Origin of the sequence: Curtobacterium sp. PhB142 (assembly GCF_004341255.1) — a bacterium.
Taxonomy (GTDB): Bacteria; Actinomycetota; Actinomycetes; order Actinomycetales; family Microbacteriaceae; genus Curtobacterium.
Map to the genome: position 1 here is coordinate 264,088 of NZ_SLUT01000006.1, position 16,215 is coordinate 280,302.

At 70.8% G+C, this 16,215-nt stretch carries 16 protein-coding genes; 13 read left to right on the forward strand and 3 right to left on the reverse strand.

From position 1 onward, the window contains the following. Positions 1-80 precede the first annotated feature (80 nt). The 9 genes from EDF31_RS13700 to aroB all read left to right on the forward strand — a co-directional run bounded on the left by EDF31_RS13700 (position 81) and on the right by aroB (position 10,448). Complete coding sequence (locus tag EDF31_RS13700) at positions 81-1,433, forward strand: replication-associated recombination protein A (protein WP_131846563.1); 1,353 nt, start codon at positions 81-83, stop codon at positions 1,431-1,433. Between the two features lie 223 nt (positions 1,434-1,656). Further along, positions 1,657-2,286: a 30S ribosomal protein S4 gene (gene rpsD / locus EDF31_RS13705; protein WP_111083900.1), complete on the forward strand. Its 630-nt coding sequence runs from the start codon at positions 1,657-1,659 to the stop codon at positions 2,284-2,286. Between the two features lie 132 nt (positions 2,287-2,418). Next, positions 2,419-2,601: a hypothetical protein gene (locus tag EDF31_RS13710; RefSeq protein WP_111083901.1), complete on the forward strand. Its 183-nt coding sequence runs from the start codon at positions 2,419-2,421 to the stop codon at positions 2,599-2,601. A gap of 80 nt (positions 2,602-2,681) precedes the next feature. Further along, entirely contained in the window at positions 2,682-5,339 is a 2,658-nt protein-coding gene (alaS, locus tag EDF31_RS13715; RefSeq protein ID WP_131846502.1) for an alanine--tRNA ligase, read from the forward strand. 8 nt (positions 5,340-5,347) lie between these two features. Further along, positions 5,348-5,791: a Holliday junction resolvase RuvX gene (ruvX, locus tag EDF31_RS13720; RefSeq protein WP_173168791.1), complete on the forward strand. Its 444-nt coding sequence runs from the start codon at positions 5,348-5,350 to the stop codon at positions 5,789-5,791. 89 nt (positions 5,792-5,880) lie between these two features. Further along, complete coding sequence (mltG, locus tag EDF31_RS20395) at positions 5,881-7,464, forward strand: endolytic transglycosylase MltG (protein ID WP_243650044.1); 1,584 nt, start codon at positions 5,881-5,883, stop codon at positions 7,462-7,464. 43 nt (positions 7,465-7,507) lie between these two features. Further along, positions 7,508-8,728, forward strand: a complete 1,221-nt coding sequence (gene aroC / locus EDF31_RS13730) for a chorismate synthase (RefSeq protein ID WP_123294309.1) — start codon at positions 7,508-7,510, stop codon at positions 8,726-8,728. Positions 8,729-8,817: 89 nt separating this feature from the next. After that, positions 8,818-9,354 (forward strand): shikimate kinase, encoded by a 537-nt coding sequence (locus tag EDF31_RS13735; protein ID WP_131846565.1) that lies wholly within the window; start codon positions 8,818-8,820, stop codon positions 9,352-9,354. Next, positions 9,351-10,448, forward strand: coding sequence for a 3-dehydroquinate synthase (aroB, locus tag EDF31_RS13740; protein WP_207896227.1), 1,098 nt, complete (start codon positions 9,351-9,353; stop codon positions 10,446-10,448). The genes EDF31_RS13735 and aroB overlap by 4 nt, the downstream gene beginning before the upstream one ends. Here aroB and EDF31_RS13745 read toward each other — a convergent pair. Further along, positions 10,445-11,758, reverse strand: a complete 1,314-nt coding sequence (locus tag EDF31_RS13745; RefSeq protein WP_207896228.1) for an LLM class flavin-dependent oxidoreductase — start codon at positions 11,756-11,758, stop codon at positions 10,445-10,447. The genes aroB and EDF31_RS13745 overlap by 4 nt on opposite strands. Positions 11,759-12,154: 396 nt before the next feature. On the opposite strand from EDF31_RS13745, the gene EDF31_RS13750 reads away from it, so the two are divergent. Then, positions 12,155-12,769, forward strand: a complete 615-nt coding sequence (locus EDF31_RS13750; protein ID WP_131846503.1) for a nucleoside deaminase — start codon at positions 12,155-12,157, stop codon at positions 12,767-12,769. Between the two features lie 7 nt (positions 12,770-12,776). Here the strand turns inward: EDF31_RS13750 and EDF31_RS13755 are convergent, their stop codons facing one another. After that, positions 12,777-12,956 carry a hypothetical protein gene (locus EDF31_RS13755; protein ID WP_123937793.1) on the reverse strand — a complete coding sequence of 60 codons (180 nt, stop codon included), beginning with the start codon at positions 12,954-12,956 and terminating at the stop codon, positions 12,777-12,779. Beyond that, positions 12,956-13,258 (reverse strand): hypothetical protein, encoded by a 303-nt coding sequence (locus EDF31_RS20195; protein ID WP_131846504.1) that lies wholly within the window; start codon positions 13,256-13,258, stop codon positions 12,956-12,958. Before EDF31_RS20195 ends, EDF31_RS13755 begins: the two co-directional genes overlap by 1 nt. Positions 13,259-13,393: 135 nt before the next feature. On the opposite strand from EDF31_RS20195, the gene EDF31_RS13765 reads away from it, so the two are divergent. The 3 genes from EDF31_RS13765 (at position 13,394) to nusB (ending at position 16,203) form a co-directional block, all read left to right on the forward strand. Then, the gene (locus tag EDF31_RS13765) at positions 13,394-15,085 is read left to right on the forward strand and encodes an AarF/UbiB family protein (RefSeq protein WP_131846505.1); all 1,692 of its coding nucleotides are present in this window, start codon (positions 13,394-13,396) and stop codon (positions 15,083-15,085) included. A 90-nt stretch (positions 15,086-15,175) separates the two neighbouring features. Further along, positions 15,176-15,739, forward strand: coding sequence for an elongation factor P (gene efp / locus EDF31_RS13770; protein WP_111083909.1), 564 nt, complete (start codon positions 15,176-15,178; stop codon positions 15,737-15,739). Between the two features lie 11 nt (positions 15,740-15,750). Next, positions 15,751-16,203, forward strand: coding sequence for a transcription antitermination factor NusB (gene nusB, locus EDF31_RS13775; protein ID WP_123294314.1), 453 nt, complete (start codon positions 15,751-15,753; stop codon positions 16,201-16,203). Positions 16,204-16,215 lie beyond the last annotated feature (12 nt).

The window sequence follows — 16,215 nt, forward strand, 5'->3', positions numbered from 1 at the left end:
GTCACCATCAACGGCCTGGGAGGCGCGGGGCTGTCAGTGGGTCGGCCTACGATTGGTGCATGGCAGCGGACCGTTCGAGCATGCGTGCGCCCACGACGGGCGGTCGCGCCGGTCTCGCGCAGGGTTCCGTCCCGCTCGCGGTCCGGATGCGCCCGACCACCCTCGACGAGGTCGCCGGCCAGCAGCACCTGCTCGGCCGCGGGTCGCCGCTCGTGCAGCTCGCCACCGGCACCCGCGACAACCCGGGCGGTGTGTCGGTCATCCTCTGGGGTCCTCCCGGCACCGGCAAGACCACTTTGGCGCAGGCCATCGCGCGGCAGTCCGGGCGCGAGTTCGTCGAGCTCTCCGCGGTCACCGCCGGCGTCAAGGACGTGCGCGAGGTCATGGAGAAGGCCCTCACCCACCGCGACCTCTACGGGTCCACGACCGTGCTGTTCCTCGACGAGATCCACCGGTTCAGCAAGGCCCAGCAGGACGCCCTGCTGCCCGGTGTCGAGAACGGGTGGGTGATCCTCATCGCGGCCACCACCGAGAACCCGTCGTTCTCGGTCATCTCCCCGCTGCTGTCCCGGTCCCTGCTCCTGACGCTTAAGCCGCTCACCGACGCCGACCTCGGCATGCTCGTCGACCGGGCGGTGGAGGACCCCCGCGGCCTCGGTGGTGCGGTCGTCCTCGGTGACGAGGCACGTGGGGCCATCGTCCGGTTGGCCTCGGGTGACGCCCGACGCGCCCTCACGGCGCTCGAGGCCGCTGCGGCCTCGGCCACCGCGGCCCAGGACGACGACGACGACACCGTGCCGGTGGTCGACGCGGACACCGTCGCCGCGGCCGTCGACCGTGCACTCCTGCGGTACGACCGGCAGGGCGACGAGCACTACGACGTCATCAGCGCGTTCATCAAGTCGGTGCGGGGGAGCGACGTCGACGCCGCGCTGCACTACCTCGCGCGGATGATCGAGGCGGGCGAGGACTCCCGGTTCATCGCGCGCCGGATCATCATCTCGGCGTCCGAGGACATCGGCATGGCGGACCCGCAGGCGCTGCCCATCGCCGTCGCGGCGGCCCAGGCCGTGCAGCTCATCGGCATGCCCGAGGGCCGCATCCCCCTGGCCGAAGCCGTCGTGTACCTGGCGACCGCGCCGAAGTCGAACGCCGCCTACAACGGTGTGAACGCGGCGATGGCGGACGTCAAGGCCGGCCGGATGGGCACCGTGCCGATGCACCTGCGCGACGCGCACTATGCCGGGGCGAAGCGACTCGGCCACGGCAAGGGCTACGTCTACTCGCACGATGCCGAGCACGGGGTTGCCGAGCAGCAGTACCTGCCCGATGCGCTCGAGGGCACCGAGTACTACACCCCGACGGCGAACGGCTACGAGCGCGAGGTCGGTCCGCGGCTCGAACGACTCCGGAAGATCACCCGCGGGCAGTAGGACGGCACGTCGACTTCCTGCTAGCATTGCCGGGCCTACGTCCTGGTCCTCGAGCACGGCTGCGTTGAGGACAGAGTGCCACTCCGGTGGTACGGGGGCAGAGGTTCGGACTGTAGCCGTCCGATCCCACAGGCTCATCCCTCTGGATCCCGTCGTCGGGGCCACGGGCACTCGCGTGCCCGGCCTCCGGTGAGTATTCAGTTCGAACAGAGAAAAGGACCCTGTGTCTACCAAGTCACGTACCCGCAGCAAGACCCGCCTGTCGCGCGCACTCGGCATCCCGCTGACGCCGAAGGCGGCCCGTTACCTCGAGAAGCGCCCCTACGGCCCCGGTGAGCACGGCCGTACGCGCCGTCGTGCGGACAGCGACTACGCCGTCCGCCTCCGTGAGAAGCAGCGTCTGCGCGCCCAGTACGGCATCCGCGAGAAGCAGCTCCGCATCGTCTTCGAAGAGGCCCGCAAGACGAAGGGCCTGACCGGTGAGAACCTGGTCGAGCTCCTCGAGCAGCGCCTCGACGCCCTCGTGGTCCGTGCCGGCTTCGCCCGCACCACCGCGCAGGCCCGTCAGCTGATCGTGCACCGTCACCTCCTGGTCGACGGCAAGCTCGTGGACCGCCCCTCCTTCCGCGTCAAGGAGGGCCAGCTGATCCACGTCAAGCCGAAGTCCGAGTCGATGGAGCCCTTCCAGGTCGCCGCTGCCGGTGGCCACCAGGAAGTCCTGCCGAAGGTCCCGGGTTACCTCGAGGTCGAGATCGACAAGCTCCAGGCCCGCCTCGTGCGTCGCCCGAAGCGCGCCGAGGTCCCCGTGACCTGTGAAGTGCAGCTCGTCGTCGAGTACTACGCAGCTCGCTGATCCACTGATCACACCCGAACGGCGGGTCGTCCTCTCGAGGACGGCCCGCCGTTCGGCGTTCCGGCCCCGAAGTGCCCGGCGGCTAAGCTTGTCCGGGCATGCACCGCCAGGGTGCACAGAGGGAGAGGCACCGTGAAGCAGCTGTTCTTCGTCGCGGTCGGCGTCGTCATCGGGTTCGCCGTGGCGCACCAGGTCGCCAGGACGCCCGGAGGCGCACGGCTCTTCGCCGTCGTCGACGCGAGCACGAAGGCCTTCACGGGCGCGGTCGCCGACGGGTACCGGTCCCGCGGGGCCGAGCTCCGCACCGACGTCTGAGTCGTCGAGCTCCACCGCGGTCCGGCCGCACCGTCGTCCCGCCTCCACCTCCCACCCCCGACCTGAACCCAGGAAGCACCATGCAGACCGCAGAGATCCGCCGCCGTTGGCTCCAGTACTTCGGTGACCGCGGCCACACCGTCGTCCCGTCCGCGTCCCTCGTCTCCGACGACCCGTCGCTCCTCTTCACGGTCGCGGGCATGGTGCCGTTCATCCCGTACCTGACCGGGCTCGTCCCCGCGCCGTACCCCCGTGCCACGAGCGTGCAGAAGTGCATCCGCACGAACGACATCGAAGAGGTCGGCAAGACCCCTCGCCACGGCACGTTCTTCCAGATGAACGGCAACTTCTCGTTCGGCGACTACTTCAAGGAGCAGGCGATCCAGTTCGCCTGGGAGTTCCTGACGAACGCGGAGTCCGACGGCGGGCTCGGCTTCTCGCCCGACGACCTCTGGGTGACGGTCTACGAGGACGACGACGAGGCGATCGCGTTCTGGAAGCAGCACTCCGTCCTGCCCGAGGAGCGCATCCAGCGACTCGGCAAGGACACGAACTACTGGTCCACCGGCCAGCCCGGACCCGCCGGTCCCTGCTCCGAGATCTTCTTCGACCGCGGGCCCGAGTACGGCATCGACGGCGGCCCGGCCACCGACGACGACCGGTACGTCGAGATCTGGAACCTCGTGTTCATGCAGTACCAGATCGCCGACGTCCGCTCGAAGTACGACTTCGAGATCACCGGCGAGCTGCCGAACAAGAACATCGACACCGGCATGGGGCTCGAGCGCGTCGCCTTCATCAAGCAGGGCGTCGACAACATGTACGAGATCGACCAGGTCCGCCCGGTCCTCGACCGCGCAGCCGAGATCTCCGGCCGCCGCTACGGCGCCGTGCACGAGGACGACGTCCGCATGCGGGTCATCGCGGACCACGTGCGCTCCGCGCTCATGCTCATCGCCGACGGCGTGAGCCCGTCGAACGAGGGCCGCGGGTACATCCTGCGTCGTCTGCTGCGCCGCACGGTCCGTGCGATGCGCCTGCTCGGGGTCGAGACCGCGACGTTCCCGGAGCTGTTCCCGGCGTCCCGCGACGCGATGCGCGACGCCTACCCCGAGGTCGCCTCCGACTACGACCGCATCGCGCGGATCGCCTATGCGGAAGAGGAGACGTTCCTCCGCACGCTCGCGCAGGGCACGACGATCCTCGACGTCGCTGTCGAGCGCGCGAAGCAGGACGGTGCTCCGTCCATCGGCGGGGACACCGCGTTCCTGCTGCACGACACCTTCGGGTTCCCGATCGACCTGACGATGGAGATGGCCGAAGAGGCCGGGGTCCACGTCGACCGGACCGCGTTCGAGACCCTGATGTCAGAGCAGCGTGCCCGGGCGAAGGCCGACGCGAAGAGCAAGAAGACCGCGATCGCCGACCTGAGCGTGTACAGCGCGTTCCGGGCGAAGGGCGAGACGGTCTTCCTCGGCTACGACGCGCTCGAGGCCGAGACGAACGTGCTCGGCATCATCGTCGACGGCGTCAGCGTCGACCGGGCCGTGGCGGGCGACATCGCCGAGGTCGTCCTCGGCGAGACGTCGCTGTACGCCGAGTCGGGTGGCCAGGATGCCGACCAGGGATCGATCGTCGGCAACGGCTTCGACCTCGAGGTCCTCGACGTCCAGCGTCCCGTCGCCGGCCTCTGGAGCCACACCGTCCAGGTCCGCTCGGGCGAGGTCGGCGTGGGCGACGCGGCGAGCACCGTGGTCGACGCCGAGTACCGTCGCGGCGCCACGCAGGCGCACTCCGCGACGCACCTGGTGAACGCCGCGCTCCGCGACATCCTCGGCCCGGAGGCGCTGCAGGCGGGTTCGTACAACAAGTCCGGCTACATGCGCCTCGACTTCTCGTGGTCGCAGCCGATCTCGCTCGCGACCCGTTCCGAGATCGAGGAGGTCGTCAACACCGCGATCCGCACCGACCTCGAGGTCTCGACCCGCATCATGCCCATCGACGAGGCCAAGGCGCTCGGTGCGCAGGCGCTCTTCGGTGAGAAGTACGGCGCCGAGGTCCGCATGGTCGACATCGGTGGACCGTGGTCGCGCGAGCTCTGCGGTGGGACGCACGTCGCGTCGAGTGCCCAGATCGGACTCGTCAACCTGGTGGGGGAGTCGAGCGTCGGGTCGACCAACCGTCGTGTCGAAGCGCTCGTCGGGCTCGAGGGCTTCCGTGACCTCGCGGTCGAGCGGACGATCGTGTCGCAGCTCTCCAGCGCGCTGAAGGCCCCCCGTGCCGACCTGCCCACGCGTGTGCAGTCGCTCATGGAGGACCTCCGCACCGCGCAGAAGCGGATCGCCGAGTTCGAGTCGGCGAACCTGCAGCAACGGGTCCCGTCGATCGCACGGACCGCGACGACCGTCGGCACGACCACCGTCGTGGCCGAGACCGTCGACGGCCTGCAGTCCGGCGACGACCTGCGCTCGCTGGCGACCGGTGTCCGTGCGCAGCTCGGTGACGGCGCTGCCGTCGTCGTGCTCGGTGCCGTGGTGAGCGGGAAGCCGATCGTGATCGTCGCGACGAACGACGCGGCGCGTTCCGCGGGCGTCCAGGCGGGTCCGCTCGCCAAGGAGGCCGCCGGTGTGCTCGGTGGCGGCGGCGGCGGCAAGCCGGACCTGGCCCAGGGCGGCGGCACCGACCCGGCTGCGCTCCCGGCTGCGCTCCGCGCCGTGACCGCTCGGATCGCGGGCTGATCGTGGCGATCCGGTCCGGGCGGCGGCTCGGCGTGGACGTCGGCCGTGCCCGGATCGGGATCGCCGTGTGCGACCGCGACGGGTTGCTGGCGACGCCGGTCGAGACCGTGCGCCGCGACGACTCGACCGACCTGCGTCGGATCCTCGAGATCGCGGACGAGTACGACGTGCTCGAGCTCGTCGTCGGACTGCCCCTGTCGATGTCCGGCGGCGACACTCCGTCGACGGACGACGCGCGGGCGTTCGCGGCCCGGATCGCCGAGCGCCGCCCGGTCCGGCTGGTCGATGAACGACTGTCCACGGTGACTGCGCAACGCGGACTGCACCAGGCCGGCAAGAACACGAAGAAGTCGCGGTCCGTGATCGACCAAGCGGCCGCTGTTATCATTCTGCAACACGCGCTCGACCACGAACGCAGTGCCGGTGCCCCTCCGGGCACCACGCTTCCCTGACAGGGCAACCCACCGCGACCCGGCTGCCCTTCCGTCACCCGAGGACGACGGTGCCCAGGCGGAGTTCCCGACCGAGAGACCGAGAACCGTTGGCAGACGATCTGGACTGGAACGCGATCATCGCGCCCGGCAACGAAGCCGAGCGGCGGAAGACCACTTCCGACCGCGCAGCAGGTACCGATGACCGTGACGACTCCGCGCGGGTGACCCCGCAGCCGGACCGTCCGATGTCCCGCCGCGAGGCTCGGGCGCACGAAGCGGAACGCGCTCGTCGCGACGCCGCCCCCGGGCCCGACTCCGAGCAGACACCCGAGGAGGCCGCCGCCGCTGCCGACCGCATGGACCCCGACTCGACCGCTCCGCGCGAGCAGCCGGCACCGGAGCCCGTTCGACCGCAGCAGGCGGCCCCCGAACTCCATCCCGAGGTCGCAGCGCTGCTGACCGGCGAGGTGCCCTCGGCGCCCGCCGCCGGCGGAGCCGGGTCCGACGGGCCCGACGGTACCGACGACGCCGGGCGCACCGGTGGCGGTGGAGCCCCGGGAGGCGGCGGACGTGGTGGCCGTGGCGGACGCGGGGGAGCCTCCAGGCCGCCGCGCGAACCGCGCCCGAAGCGCCGACGCGGGCCGCTCATCGCCGGCATCGTGATCGTCGCCGTGGTCGTGGCCGGCGGGGTGAGCGCGTACGCGTTCGCCGCCCCGAAGATCCAGCAGATCGTCGCCGCGGTCAGCGGCTCGACCGAACCGGACGACTACACCGGCTCCGGCAAGGCCAAGGTCACCATCACGATCAAGCAGGGCGACATCGGCGAGAACGTCGCCGCGACGTTGCAGCGCAGCGGGGTCGTGAAGGACTCGAAGGTCTTCTACAAGCTGCTGCTGGCGTCGCCCGACGTGCAGTTCCAGCCCGGTTCGTACTCGCTGAAGAAGCAGATGAGCTCGAAGTCGGCCCTGGCCGCGCTGCAGGACGAGAAGAACCGCGTGCAGGCCTCGATCGTGATCCCCGAGGGCACCGCGCTGGCGGACATCGAGGCCGGCATGGTCTCGAAGGCCGGGCTCACCAAGGCCGAGGTCGCCAAGGCCGCGAAGGACCTGTCCGCGTACGACCTGCCGTCCGGCGTCACCACGCTCGAGGGCTGGCTGTTCCCCGCGACGTACCCGATCAACCCGGGGTGGACCGCGGAGCAGTACTTCGGGTCGATGGTCGACACGATGAAGGAGCACCTGGCCGCCGCCGGCGTCAAGGAGGCCGACCAGGAGCACGTCATCGTGTTCGCATCGCTCGTGCAGAAGGAAGCCGGCCTCGCCGCCGACTACCCGAAGGTCGCGCGGGTGTTCCAGAACCGGCTCGACCAGGGCATGCGCCTGCAGTCCGACGCCACCGTCGCCTACGGCACCGGCAACACCCACACCGTCACGACGACCGACGCAGAACGCGCCGACGAGTCGAACGCGTACAACACGTACGTGCACGAGGGACTGCCGCCGGCACCGATCTCGAACCCCGGGGACATCGCGATCAAGGCCGTCACGAACGAGGCGCCGGGCAAGTGGCTCTACTTCGTCACGGTGAACCTGGAGACCGGCGAGACGGTGTTCTCGGACACCTACGACCAGCACCTCGTCGCCGTGAAGCAGTTCCAGGCGTGGCTCCGGGCGCACCCCGACTACCAGTAGGGCGGCGACGTCGCACGGCGGTGCGCTGTGGGAGGATTGAAGCATGCTTCGTTGGTTGACTGCTGGTGAGTCCCACGGACCCGAACTGATCGCGATGCTCGAGGGCCTGCCCGCGGGTGTCCCGGTGTCGTTCGAGTCCATCCGTACCGATCTCGCGCGCCGCAAGCTCGGCTACGGTCGCGGCTCGCGCATGAAGTTCGAACAGGACGAGCTGCACGTGTCCGGCGGTGTCCGGCACGGGTTCTCGCTCGGCAGCCCGATCGCGATCCGGATCGGCAACACCGAGTGGCCGAAGTGGGTCGAGGTCATGAACCCCGAGCCGGTCGAGTCCACCGAGATGTCGCGTGGCCGCAGCGCCCCGTTGACCCGCCCGCGTCCGGGCCACGCCGACCTGGTCGGCATGCAGAAGTACGGCTTCGACGAGGCCCGCCCGATCCTCGAGCGTGCGAGCGCCCGTGAGACCGCGGCCCGCGTCGCGCTCGGCGCCGTCGCGAAGTCCTTCCTCGCCGAACTCGGCATGCGGTCGGTCGCGCACACCCTGCAGGTGGGCACAGTCCGTGTGCCGGACGGCACCGACTTGCCGCTCCCCGACGACGTCGACCGTCTCGACGACGACCAGTTGCGCTGCTTCGACGCCGACACCTCCGCGCGCATGGTGACCGAGGTCGAGGCCGCGAAGAAGGACGGCGACACCCTTGGTGGCGTCGTCGAGGTGCTGTTCTACGGCGTCCCGCCGGGGCTCGGCTCGCACGTGCAGTGGGACCGTCGGCTCGACGCCCGTCTGGCCGCGGCGATCATGGGTATCCAGGCGATCAAGGGCGTAGAGGTCGGCGACGGCTTCGCGACCGCTGGTCGTCGTGGCTCCGCGGCCCACGACGAGCTCTACCGCGAGGACGGCGAGATCTACCGCACGAGCGACCGTGCCGGTGGCACCGAGGGCGGCATGTCCACGGGCACCGTCCTGCGCGTCCGTGCCGGCATGAAGCCGATCGCGACCGTGCCGCACGCGCTGCACACCGTCGACGTCGTCTCGGGCGAGGACGCCTCGGCGCACCACCAGCGGTCCGACGTCTGCGCGGTCCCGGCCGCCGGGGTCGTGGCCGAGGCGATGGTGGCGCTCGTGCTCGCCGACGCCGTGCTCGAGAAGTTCGGCGGCGACAACGTCGTCGAGACCAAGCGCAACCTCGACGCCTACCTCGCGTCGATCCCGGAGACGCTCCGCACCCGTCGGACGGAGCCGGCGGCACCGGCCGACGCGTCGTGAGCACGAACGGCGGCGGCGCCGCGACCGGCGACCTCCCGTCCGGCGGCGCCGCGCGAGGTCTGGCTGCGCCCGTCGTCGTGATCGGCCCGATGGGCGCCGGCAAGTCCAGCGTCGGCAAGCGCGTCGCGAAGGCGCTGGGTGTGCCGTTCACCGACACCGACCGGGTCATCGTCCGCGAGCACGGACCGATCCCCGGCATCTTCGCCGACCGTGGTGAGCCGGCCTTCCGTGCCCTCGAGGCCGACGCCGTCCGGACCGCCCTCGGCACCGGGGGCGTCATCGCCGTCGGCGGCGGAGCTGTGACGCACGCCGCCACCCGTGAGGCACTGTCCGGCGCCCGCATCGTCCTGCTCACCGTCTCGCCCGAGGCCGTCGCCGAGCGGATCGCCGGCTCGGACCGGCCCCTGCTCGCGAACGGCGGCATCGACGCCTGGCAGACGATCATGGACGAGCGAGCGGCGACCTACGCCGAGCTCGCGCACGTCGTCGTCGACACCTCGCGCCGTCCGATGTTCCGGGTGGTCGACGAGGTCGTCACCTGGCTGCGGAGCGACAGCAGCGCCAGCGGCGACAGCAGCGCCGGCCGACGCGACGACACCAGCACCACCACCGAAGGAGCACCGTGACCGACCCGATCCTGCCCGCAGGCACCACCGAGATCCGCGTCGGCGGTGACGACGGCTACGTGGTGGCGGTCGGTTCGGGCCTGCTCGGCTCGCTGCCCGCGATCCTCGGCCCTCGCGTCGCCAAGGTCCTCATCGTGCACGCCCCGACCCTCGGTGCGCGGGCGAACGACCTGCGCGACCTGCTCGTCGACGCCGGCCTCGAAGCCCTCATCGCCGAGGTGCCCGACGCCGAGGCCGCCAAGCGCATCGAGGTCGCGTCGTTCTGCTGGCAGATCATGGGCCAGTCCGACTTCACCCGCACCGACGCCGTCATCGGTCTCGGCGGCGGTGCCGTCACCGACCTGGCGGGCTTCGTCGCGGCGACGTGGCTGCGCGGGGTGCCGTACGTGTCGGTGCCGACGAGCGTGCTCGGCATGGTGGACGCCAGCGTGGGCGGGAAGACCGGCATCAACACGAACGAGGGCAAGAACCTCGTCGGTTCCTTCTCCGCCCCCCGCGCGGTGGTCGCGGACCTCGACCTCGTCCGCACCCTGCCGCGCAACGAGATCCTCACCGGCTTCGCCGAGATCGTGAAGGCCGGGTTCATCGCCGTGCCGGAGATCCTGGACATCATCGAGGCCGACGTCGCCCGCGTCACCGACCCGACGTCGTCGGAGTTCCGCCGCGTGGTCGAGCTCGCCATCGCCCTGAAGGCCGAGGTCGTGTCCGACGACTTCACCGAGCAGGGACGACGCGAGATCCTGAACTACGGTCACACGCTCGGGCACGCCATCGAGCACGCGGAGCGGTACCAGTGGCGGCACGGTGCTGCGGTGTCGGTCGGCATGGTGTTCGCCGCCGAGCTCGCACGCCTCACGGGCCACCTCGACGACGCGACCGTGGACCGGCACCGGGCGATCCTGGACTCCCTGGACCTGCCGACGTCGTACGGTCTCGGACGGTGGCAGGGCCTCCTCGCCGCGATGCGTCGCGACAAGAAGGCCCGTGCCGGCATGCTCCGGTTCATCATCCTCGACGGTGTCGGCAAGCCGGTGATCCTCGAGGGCCCCGAGGACCACCTGCTGTTCACCGCCTACCAAGAGGTCGGCGTCTAGTACTTCTGCACGCCCAGGTGGTCGCGCAGGTGCGGTCCGGTGTACTCGGTCCGGTGCAGTCCGCGGCGCTGCAGCTCCGGCACGACCTTCTGGGTGAAGTCCTCGACCCCGGCCGGGAAGTGCGTCGGCACCGCCAGGAACCCGTCGCACGCCCCGGCCTCCGACCATGCCTGCATGGTGTCGGCGATCGTCGACGGTGACCCGATCATCTTCCGGTAGCTGCCCTCGGCGAAGTACCGGGCGGTCTCGACGACGGACAGCCCCTGTTGCCGTGACACCGCCATGATCGCTGCCCGGTGCGACTTGCCGGCGTTCGACTCGGGCAGCTCCGGCACGGGCGCGTCGAGGTCGAACTGCCGGAAGTCGACGCCACCGGCGAGGGGCTTCAGGTTGCTCAGTGCCAGGTCGTCCGGGATCAACGCCATCATCCGGTCGGCGAGGTCGCGGGCGTCCTGGTCGGTGTCGCCGACGATCGGGGTCATGCCGACGAGCACCTTGACGTGGTCGGGGTCGCGGCCGAACCGTTCGGAGCGCGCTCGGATGTCGTCGCGGAACGCACGGCTCTCGTCCGGGTCGGCCTGCAGGGTGAACACGACGTCGGCGGTGCGCGCCGCGAGTGCGCGGCCCGGCTCCGACGCACCCGCCTGGAACACGACGGGCCGTCCCTGCGGACTCCGACCCGTCGTCAGCGGTCCTCGCACGCGGAAGTGCTCGCCGTCGTGCTGCAGGAACCGCATCTTCTCGATGTCGAAGTAGGTGCCGGACTCCTTGTCGCGCACGATCGCGTCCGGGTCCCACGAGTCCCACAGCCCGGTGACGACGTCGACGAACTCGCTCGCCCGCTCGTACCGGGCGGCGTGCTGCACGTGGGCGTCGAGTCCGAAGTTCTGGGCTTCGTCCTCGTTGAAGGACGTCACGAGGTTCCACCCCGCGCGGCCCTTGCTGATGTGGTCGAGGGTCGAGAACCGCCGCGCGAGGTTGTAGGGGTCGTTGAAGGTCGTGGTCGACGTCGCCGCGAGACCCAGGTGCGTGGTCCGCATCGCCAGGGCGGGCAGGAGCATCGTCGGGTCGAAGTGGATCGAGCGGGGGTTCGCCGCACCGTAGGTGTCGCCGGCCAGGATGTCGTTGCTGCGCCGGACTGCGGCCTGGTCCTCGAAGAACAGGGCGTCGAGCTTCGCTGCCTCGGCGAGTTCGGCGGCGCGGACGTAGTGGTCGATGCCGAGGTCGAGCTCGGGGACGGCGTCCGGCAGGCGCCAGGCGCCGAGGTGGTAGCCGGGGAACAGGAACATTGCGAGGTGGATCGTGGTCACGGGGGTCCTCTCGGAGGGGACGGTGCAGCAGGTGGGTGGGTGCCTCCGGCGGGCGGACGGGAGGCACGGAGCAGGGTGCGCGGATCGGCGCGGCTCGGCGAGACGGCGCGTTCCAGAGCGCGTGGACCGCCCGGCGGATCGGCGCGCGGCGGTCCGACGGAAGAACGGTCGGTCGGTCGGACGGACGTCAGTGTCCGTGCGCGATGGCGCCGCGGGGCCAGCAGCGGGACGCGGCGGTCGCGTGGTGTGCCGTCATCGTCGTCCCCCTGTCGCCCGTGCTCGTGTCGCGTTCTCCGACCGGCTCGAGCCGGTGGTGGACGACGCTACGGGCGCGGTGTTTCGGCATCGTTTCGATCGGGAAACACCGTCGAAACGATGCGCCGTTAGCGTCGCCGCATGTCTGCAGCAGCCCTCGCCCCGTTCCCGACCGAGCTCCGTGTCGGGGTCCCCGACTGGCTCCGCGACGCGCAGGCCGCTGCTCCGGAACACCTCGGCACCCGTGCTGAGCGGTTCGCGCTCGTGAACGCCCTCGCCGAACGGAACGTCGAGGAGGGCACCGGCGGTCCGTTCGCGGCGGCCGTCGTCGACGAGGACACCGGCGCGGTCGTCGCCCTCGGGGTGAACCTGGTGCTGCACACCAACCTGTCGTCGATGCACGCCGAGGTCGTCACCCTCGCACTCGCACAGGCTCGGACGGGGGCCTGGAACCTCGGCCGTGACGTCGGCCACCGGCGTGTGCTCGTCGTGAACGCCCAACCGTGCGTGATGTGCCTCGGGGCCCTGCTGTGGTCGGGGGTCTCCGCGCTGGAGTTCGCCGCCGACGGAGCCACGGTCGAGCGGATCACGGGCTTCGACGAGGGCCCGGTGCCGGGGGACTGGCGCGAGCAGCTCGTTGCTCGGGGGATCGACGTGCACCAGGAGCACGGCGCCGGTTCCGAGACGGCGCTCGAGCGCTACCGCGACCTGGTCGAGTCCGGTGCCACCGCGCGCTACAACGGCAGCGGTGCCTGACCCGGCGTCAGCGCAACACCCGCCGCGTCCGTCGCCACCACCACTTGACCTGCATCGACACGGTGAGGACGCCGGTCCGCTGCCATTCCCGGAACTCCGCGACGGTGGCTCCGTTGTCCCACGCGAAGAGCACGTCGTCGTCCGCGTCCACGTCGGGCGCATCCGGCAAGGGTCGCAAGATCGGCATCAGGTGGACTCCTCTTCCTCAGGGTGGACGTGATCGGCGGCGGTTCGCCTCCGGAGTGCACGAGTGGCGAGCCGTCGGTCCGCCTTCGACCACCACCGTACGGTCTCGAGTTCCCGGAGCACAGTTCTCGAAATGTCGTATGCACCGCCGCCTCGTGGCTGGGCGAGCGACCAGGTGAACCGCTTCCAGGCGTGTTCTCGATCGGTCGTCCGCCGGCTCTGGAACGCCCCGAACCAGCTGACGACCGCCGCCACGATCGCCGCGCCGGCGGCGATGCACGCCGCGACCAGTGCTGTCTCCATTGGGCAAGCCTGCGGCAGTGGGCGCGACCCGACGCGACACGCGAGCCGACCTGTGGATGCCGGACCGCGCCTCCCGGCCTGTGCACGACAACCGGCGCACCCGGCGGACCCAGCAGCGGGGAGCAGACTGACGACGTGCCCAACCCACCCCGACTGAGCGACCTGTCCGGCTCGCAGGAGGCCGACACCGGCACCCTCCGGTCCCGCGGCCGCCGGTTCACCGAACTGCTGTCGATCGCGAGACGCCACCGCCTCGTCCCGTTCCGTCGCCTCGACTTCTCGCACGACCCGGCCACCGCCGACCTGCGCCGCAGCCAGGCCGAGCACCTGCGCCGTGCGCTCGAGGAAGCGGGCGGCGGGTTCGTGAAGATGGGCCAGCTGCTCTCCACCCGCGACGACCTGCTACCGGAGGAGTGGACCGAGGGACTCGCCCACCTGCAGCGCAACGTCACCGCCGCCCCCGCCGACCAGGTGCTCGCCCTGCTCGAACAGGAACTCGGCGCACCGGTCGACCAGGTCTTCGCGTCCTTCGACCCGGTGCCCGTCGCCGCGGCCTCGATCGCCCAGGTCCACCGCGCCCGCCTGCCCGACGGCACCGCGGTCGCGGTCAAGGTGCAGCGTCCCGGCATCGACGCCGCCGTCCGCCGTGACGTCGACATCGCGCTCCGTGTCGTCCGCTTCATGGCGCGCTGGTCGACCGAGGCCCGGCAGGTCGGCGTGCAGGACGTGGCGGCGCAGTACGCCGACGACCTGGTCCGCCAGGTCGACTTCGTCTCCGAGCTGCGGAACCTCACCGCCCTGCGAGCCGCACAGGCCCGCAGTGCCCGTCCGGACGAGGTCCGGTTCCCGGACCCGTACCCGGACCTGTCCGGGCGCCGCGTGCTCGTGATGGAGTTCCTGGAGGGCGACACGCTCAGCGCGATCCGCGCCGAGCGTGCGGACCGCGACCTCGACGGCCCGATGCGCGCGATCCTCCGAGCATTCCTGCGCCAGGTCGTCTTCGACGGTCTGTACCACGCCGATCTGCACCCCGGGAACGTCCTGGTGCTGCCCGACGGGCGGCCCGCGTTGATCGACTTCGGATCGGTCGGGAGGCTCGACCCGACCCTCCGGGACACGGTCCAGGACCTGCTGGTCGCCTACCTGCAGGACGACACCTCGCGGATCGCCGATGCGGTCCTGCGGATGGCACCGGTGCGCGACGCGCACGACGAGCCCGACTTCCGTCGGGACATCGCGCGCTTCGTCGCGGACGAGCTCGGACCGGGCGCGCGCATCGGCGTCGAGACGGTCGACGACGCCGTCGAGGTGTTCGGGCGGTACCGGCTCAAGGCGCCGCCGGACTTCGTCGCGGCCGCGCGGGCGCTGGCGATCTTCGAGGGCACGCTCCGCACGCTCGCACCGTCGTTCGACCTGCTCGAGGAGTCCCGCGGGCTCGCCCGTGAGCAGATCACCGACCAGCTGCGCCCCGGCAAGCTGCGCGACCTGGCGGCCAAGGAGCTGATCGGCGTCGTCTCTGCGGCCCGACGACTGCCGCGCCGGGTCGACCGGATCGGCGAGGCGATCGAGACGGGCAAGTTCACCGTCAACATCCGGCTCTTCGCGGACCGCCGCGACCGCGAGCTCGTGTCCGGCATGATCCGGCGCATCCTGCTCGTGCTGCTCGGTGCCGGTGCCGGCATCCTGGCGATCGTCTACCTGGCACTGCCCGCCCGACCGGACGCGGCGATCTCGACCGCGGTGGCCGGGTCCCTGCTCGGGGGAGCGGCCGTGGTGCTGCTCGGCTGGGCGGCGATCGACTCCTGGCGCGCACGGCGACGGCGCTGATGGCGACGGGCGGGCGTCCGCTACACTCGTCCGGGGCCAGCGCGGCCCGAAGACCTTTCACAACACGACCGAACGGGACACCGAAGACTCATGGCCAGTACCACTGACATCAAGAACGGCGCCGTTCTCATCATCGACGGCCAGCTGTGGTCGGTCGTGGAGTTCCAGCACGTCAAGCCCGGCAAGGGTGGCGCGTTCGTCCGCACCAAGCTGAAGAACGTCGTCTCCGGCAAGGTCGTCGACCGCACCTTCAACGCCGGTGCGAAGATCGACACCGCCGTGGTCGACCGCCGCGACTACCAGTTCCTCTACGAGGACGGCGACTCGTACGTGTTCATGGACACCGACACCTACGACCAGATCCCGGTCTCGGCGACGGTCGTCGGCGACGCGAAGAACTACCTGCTCGAGTCCGCGATGGTCACCATCGCGATGAACGAGGGCAACCCGCTCTACGTCGAGCTCCCGACGTCGATCGTGACCGAGGTCGAGACCGAGCCGGGCCTGCAGGGCGACCGCTCCTCCGGTGGCACCAAGGACGCGACCATCATCGCGACCGGCCACCGCATCCAGGTCCCGCTCTACCTCGAGAGCGGCACCACGGTGAAGATCGACACGCGCGACGGCAGCTTCCTCGGCCGCGTCAACTCCTAGGCGACGTCCGTATGAGTGCTCGTTCGAAGGCCCGCAAGCGCGCCCTCGACATGCTGTACGTGGCCGAGGTGCGTGAGCTCCCGATCACGGACGTCCTGGCGACCGAGACCGTCCGCCACCTGGACCAGCCCGAGCGTGCCTCGAGCTGGGACTACGCACGGCAGATCGTGACGGGCGTCGATGACGCCCGCCACGAGATCGACTCCGTCATCATCGACCACGCCCAGGGGTGGTCGATCGCCCGGATGCCGGTCCTCGACCGCTGCATCCTCCGGATGGCCGTCTGGGAGCTCCGGTTCAACCCGGAGGTGCCGGACGCCGTCGCGATCGCCGAGGCCGTCGAGCTCGCCCAGTCGCTCTCGACCGAGGACTCCGCGGGCTTCGTGAACGGTGTCCTCGGAGCCGTCGCCGGCGGTCGTGCACCGTCCGGTCGGACGGTCGCAGGGGACCAGGAGTCCCGCTAGGCTTGTGCACGT

What these genes read in the sequence shown, in the direction of transcription:
- EDF31_RS13700 (WP_131846563.1), top strand. Translation starts at nt 81, where the DNA reads ATGCGTGCGCCCACGACGGGCGGTCGCGCCGGTCTCGCGCAGGGTTCC.
- alaS (WP_131846502.1), top strand. Translation starts at nt 2,682, where the DNA reads ATGCAGACCGCAGAGATCCGCCGCCGTTGGCTCCAGTACTTCGGTGAC.
- aroC (WP_123294309.1), top strand. Translation starts at nt 7,508, where the DNA reads ATGCTTCGTTGGTTGACTGCTGGTGAGTCCCACGGACCCGAACTGATC.
- EDF31_RS13735 (WP_131846565.1), top strand. Translation starts at nt 8,818, where the DNA reads ATGGGCGCCGGCAAGTCCAGCGTCGGCAAGCGCGTCGCGAAGGCGCTG.
- EDF31_RS13750 (WP_131846503.1), top strand. Translation starts at nt 12,155, where the DNA reads ATGTCTGCAGCAGCCCTCGCCCCGTTCCCGACCGAGCTCCGTGTCGGG.
- EDF31_RS13755 (WP_123937793.1), bottom strand. Translation starts at nt 12,956, where the DNA reads ATGCCGATCTTGCGACCCTTGCCGGATGCGCCCGACGTGGACGCGGAC.
- EDF31_RS20195 (WP_131846504.1), bottom strand. Translation starts at nt 13,258, where the DNA reads ATGGAGACAGCACTGGTCGCGGCGTGCATCGCCGCCGGCGCGGCGATC.
- efp (WP_111083909.1), top strand. Translation starts at nt 15,176, where the DNA reads ATGGCCAGTACCACTGACATCAAGAACGGCGCCGTTCTCATCATCGAC.
- nusB (WP_123294314.1), top strand. Translation starts at nt 15,751, where the DNA reads ATGAGTGCTCGTTCGAAGGCCCGCAAGCGCGCCCTCGACATGCTGTAC.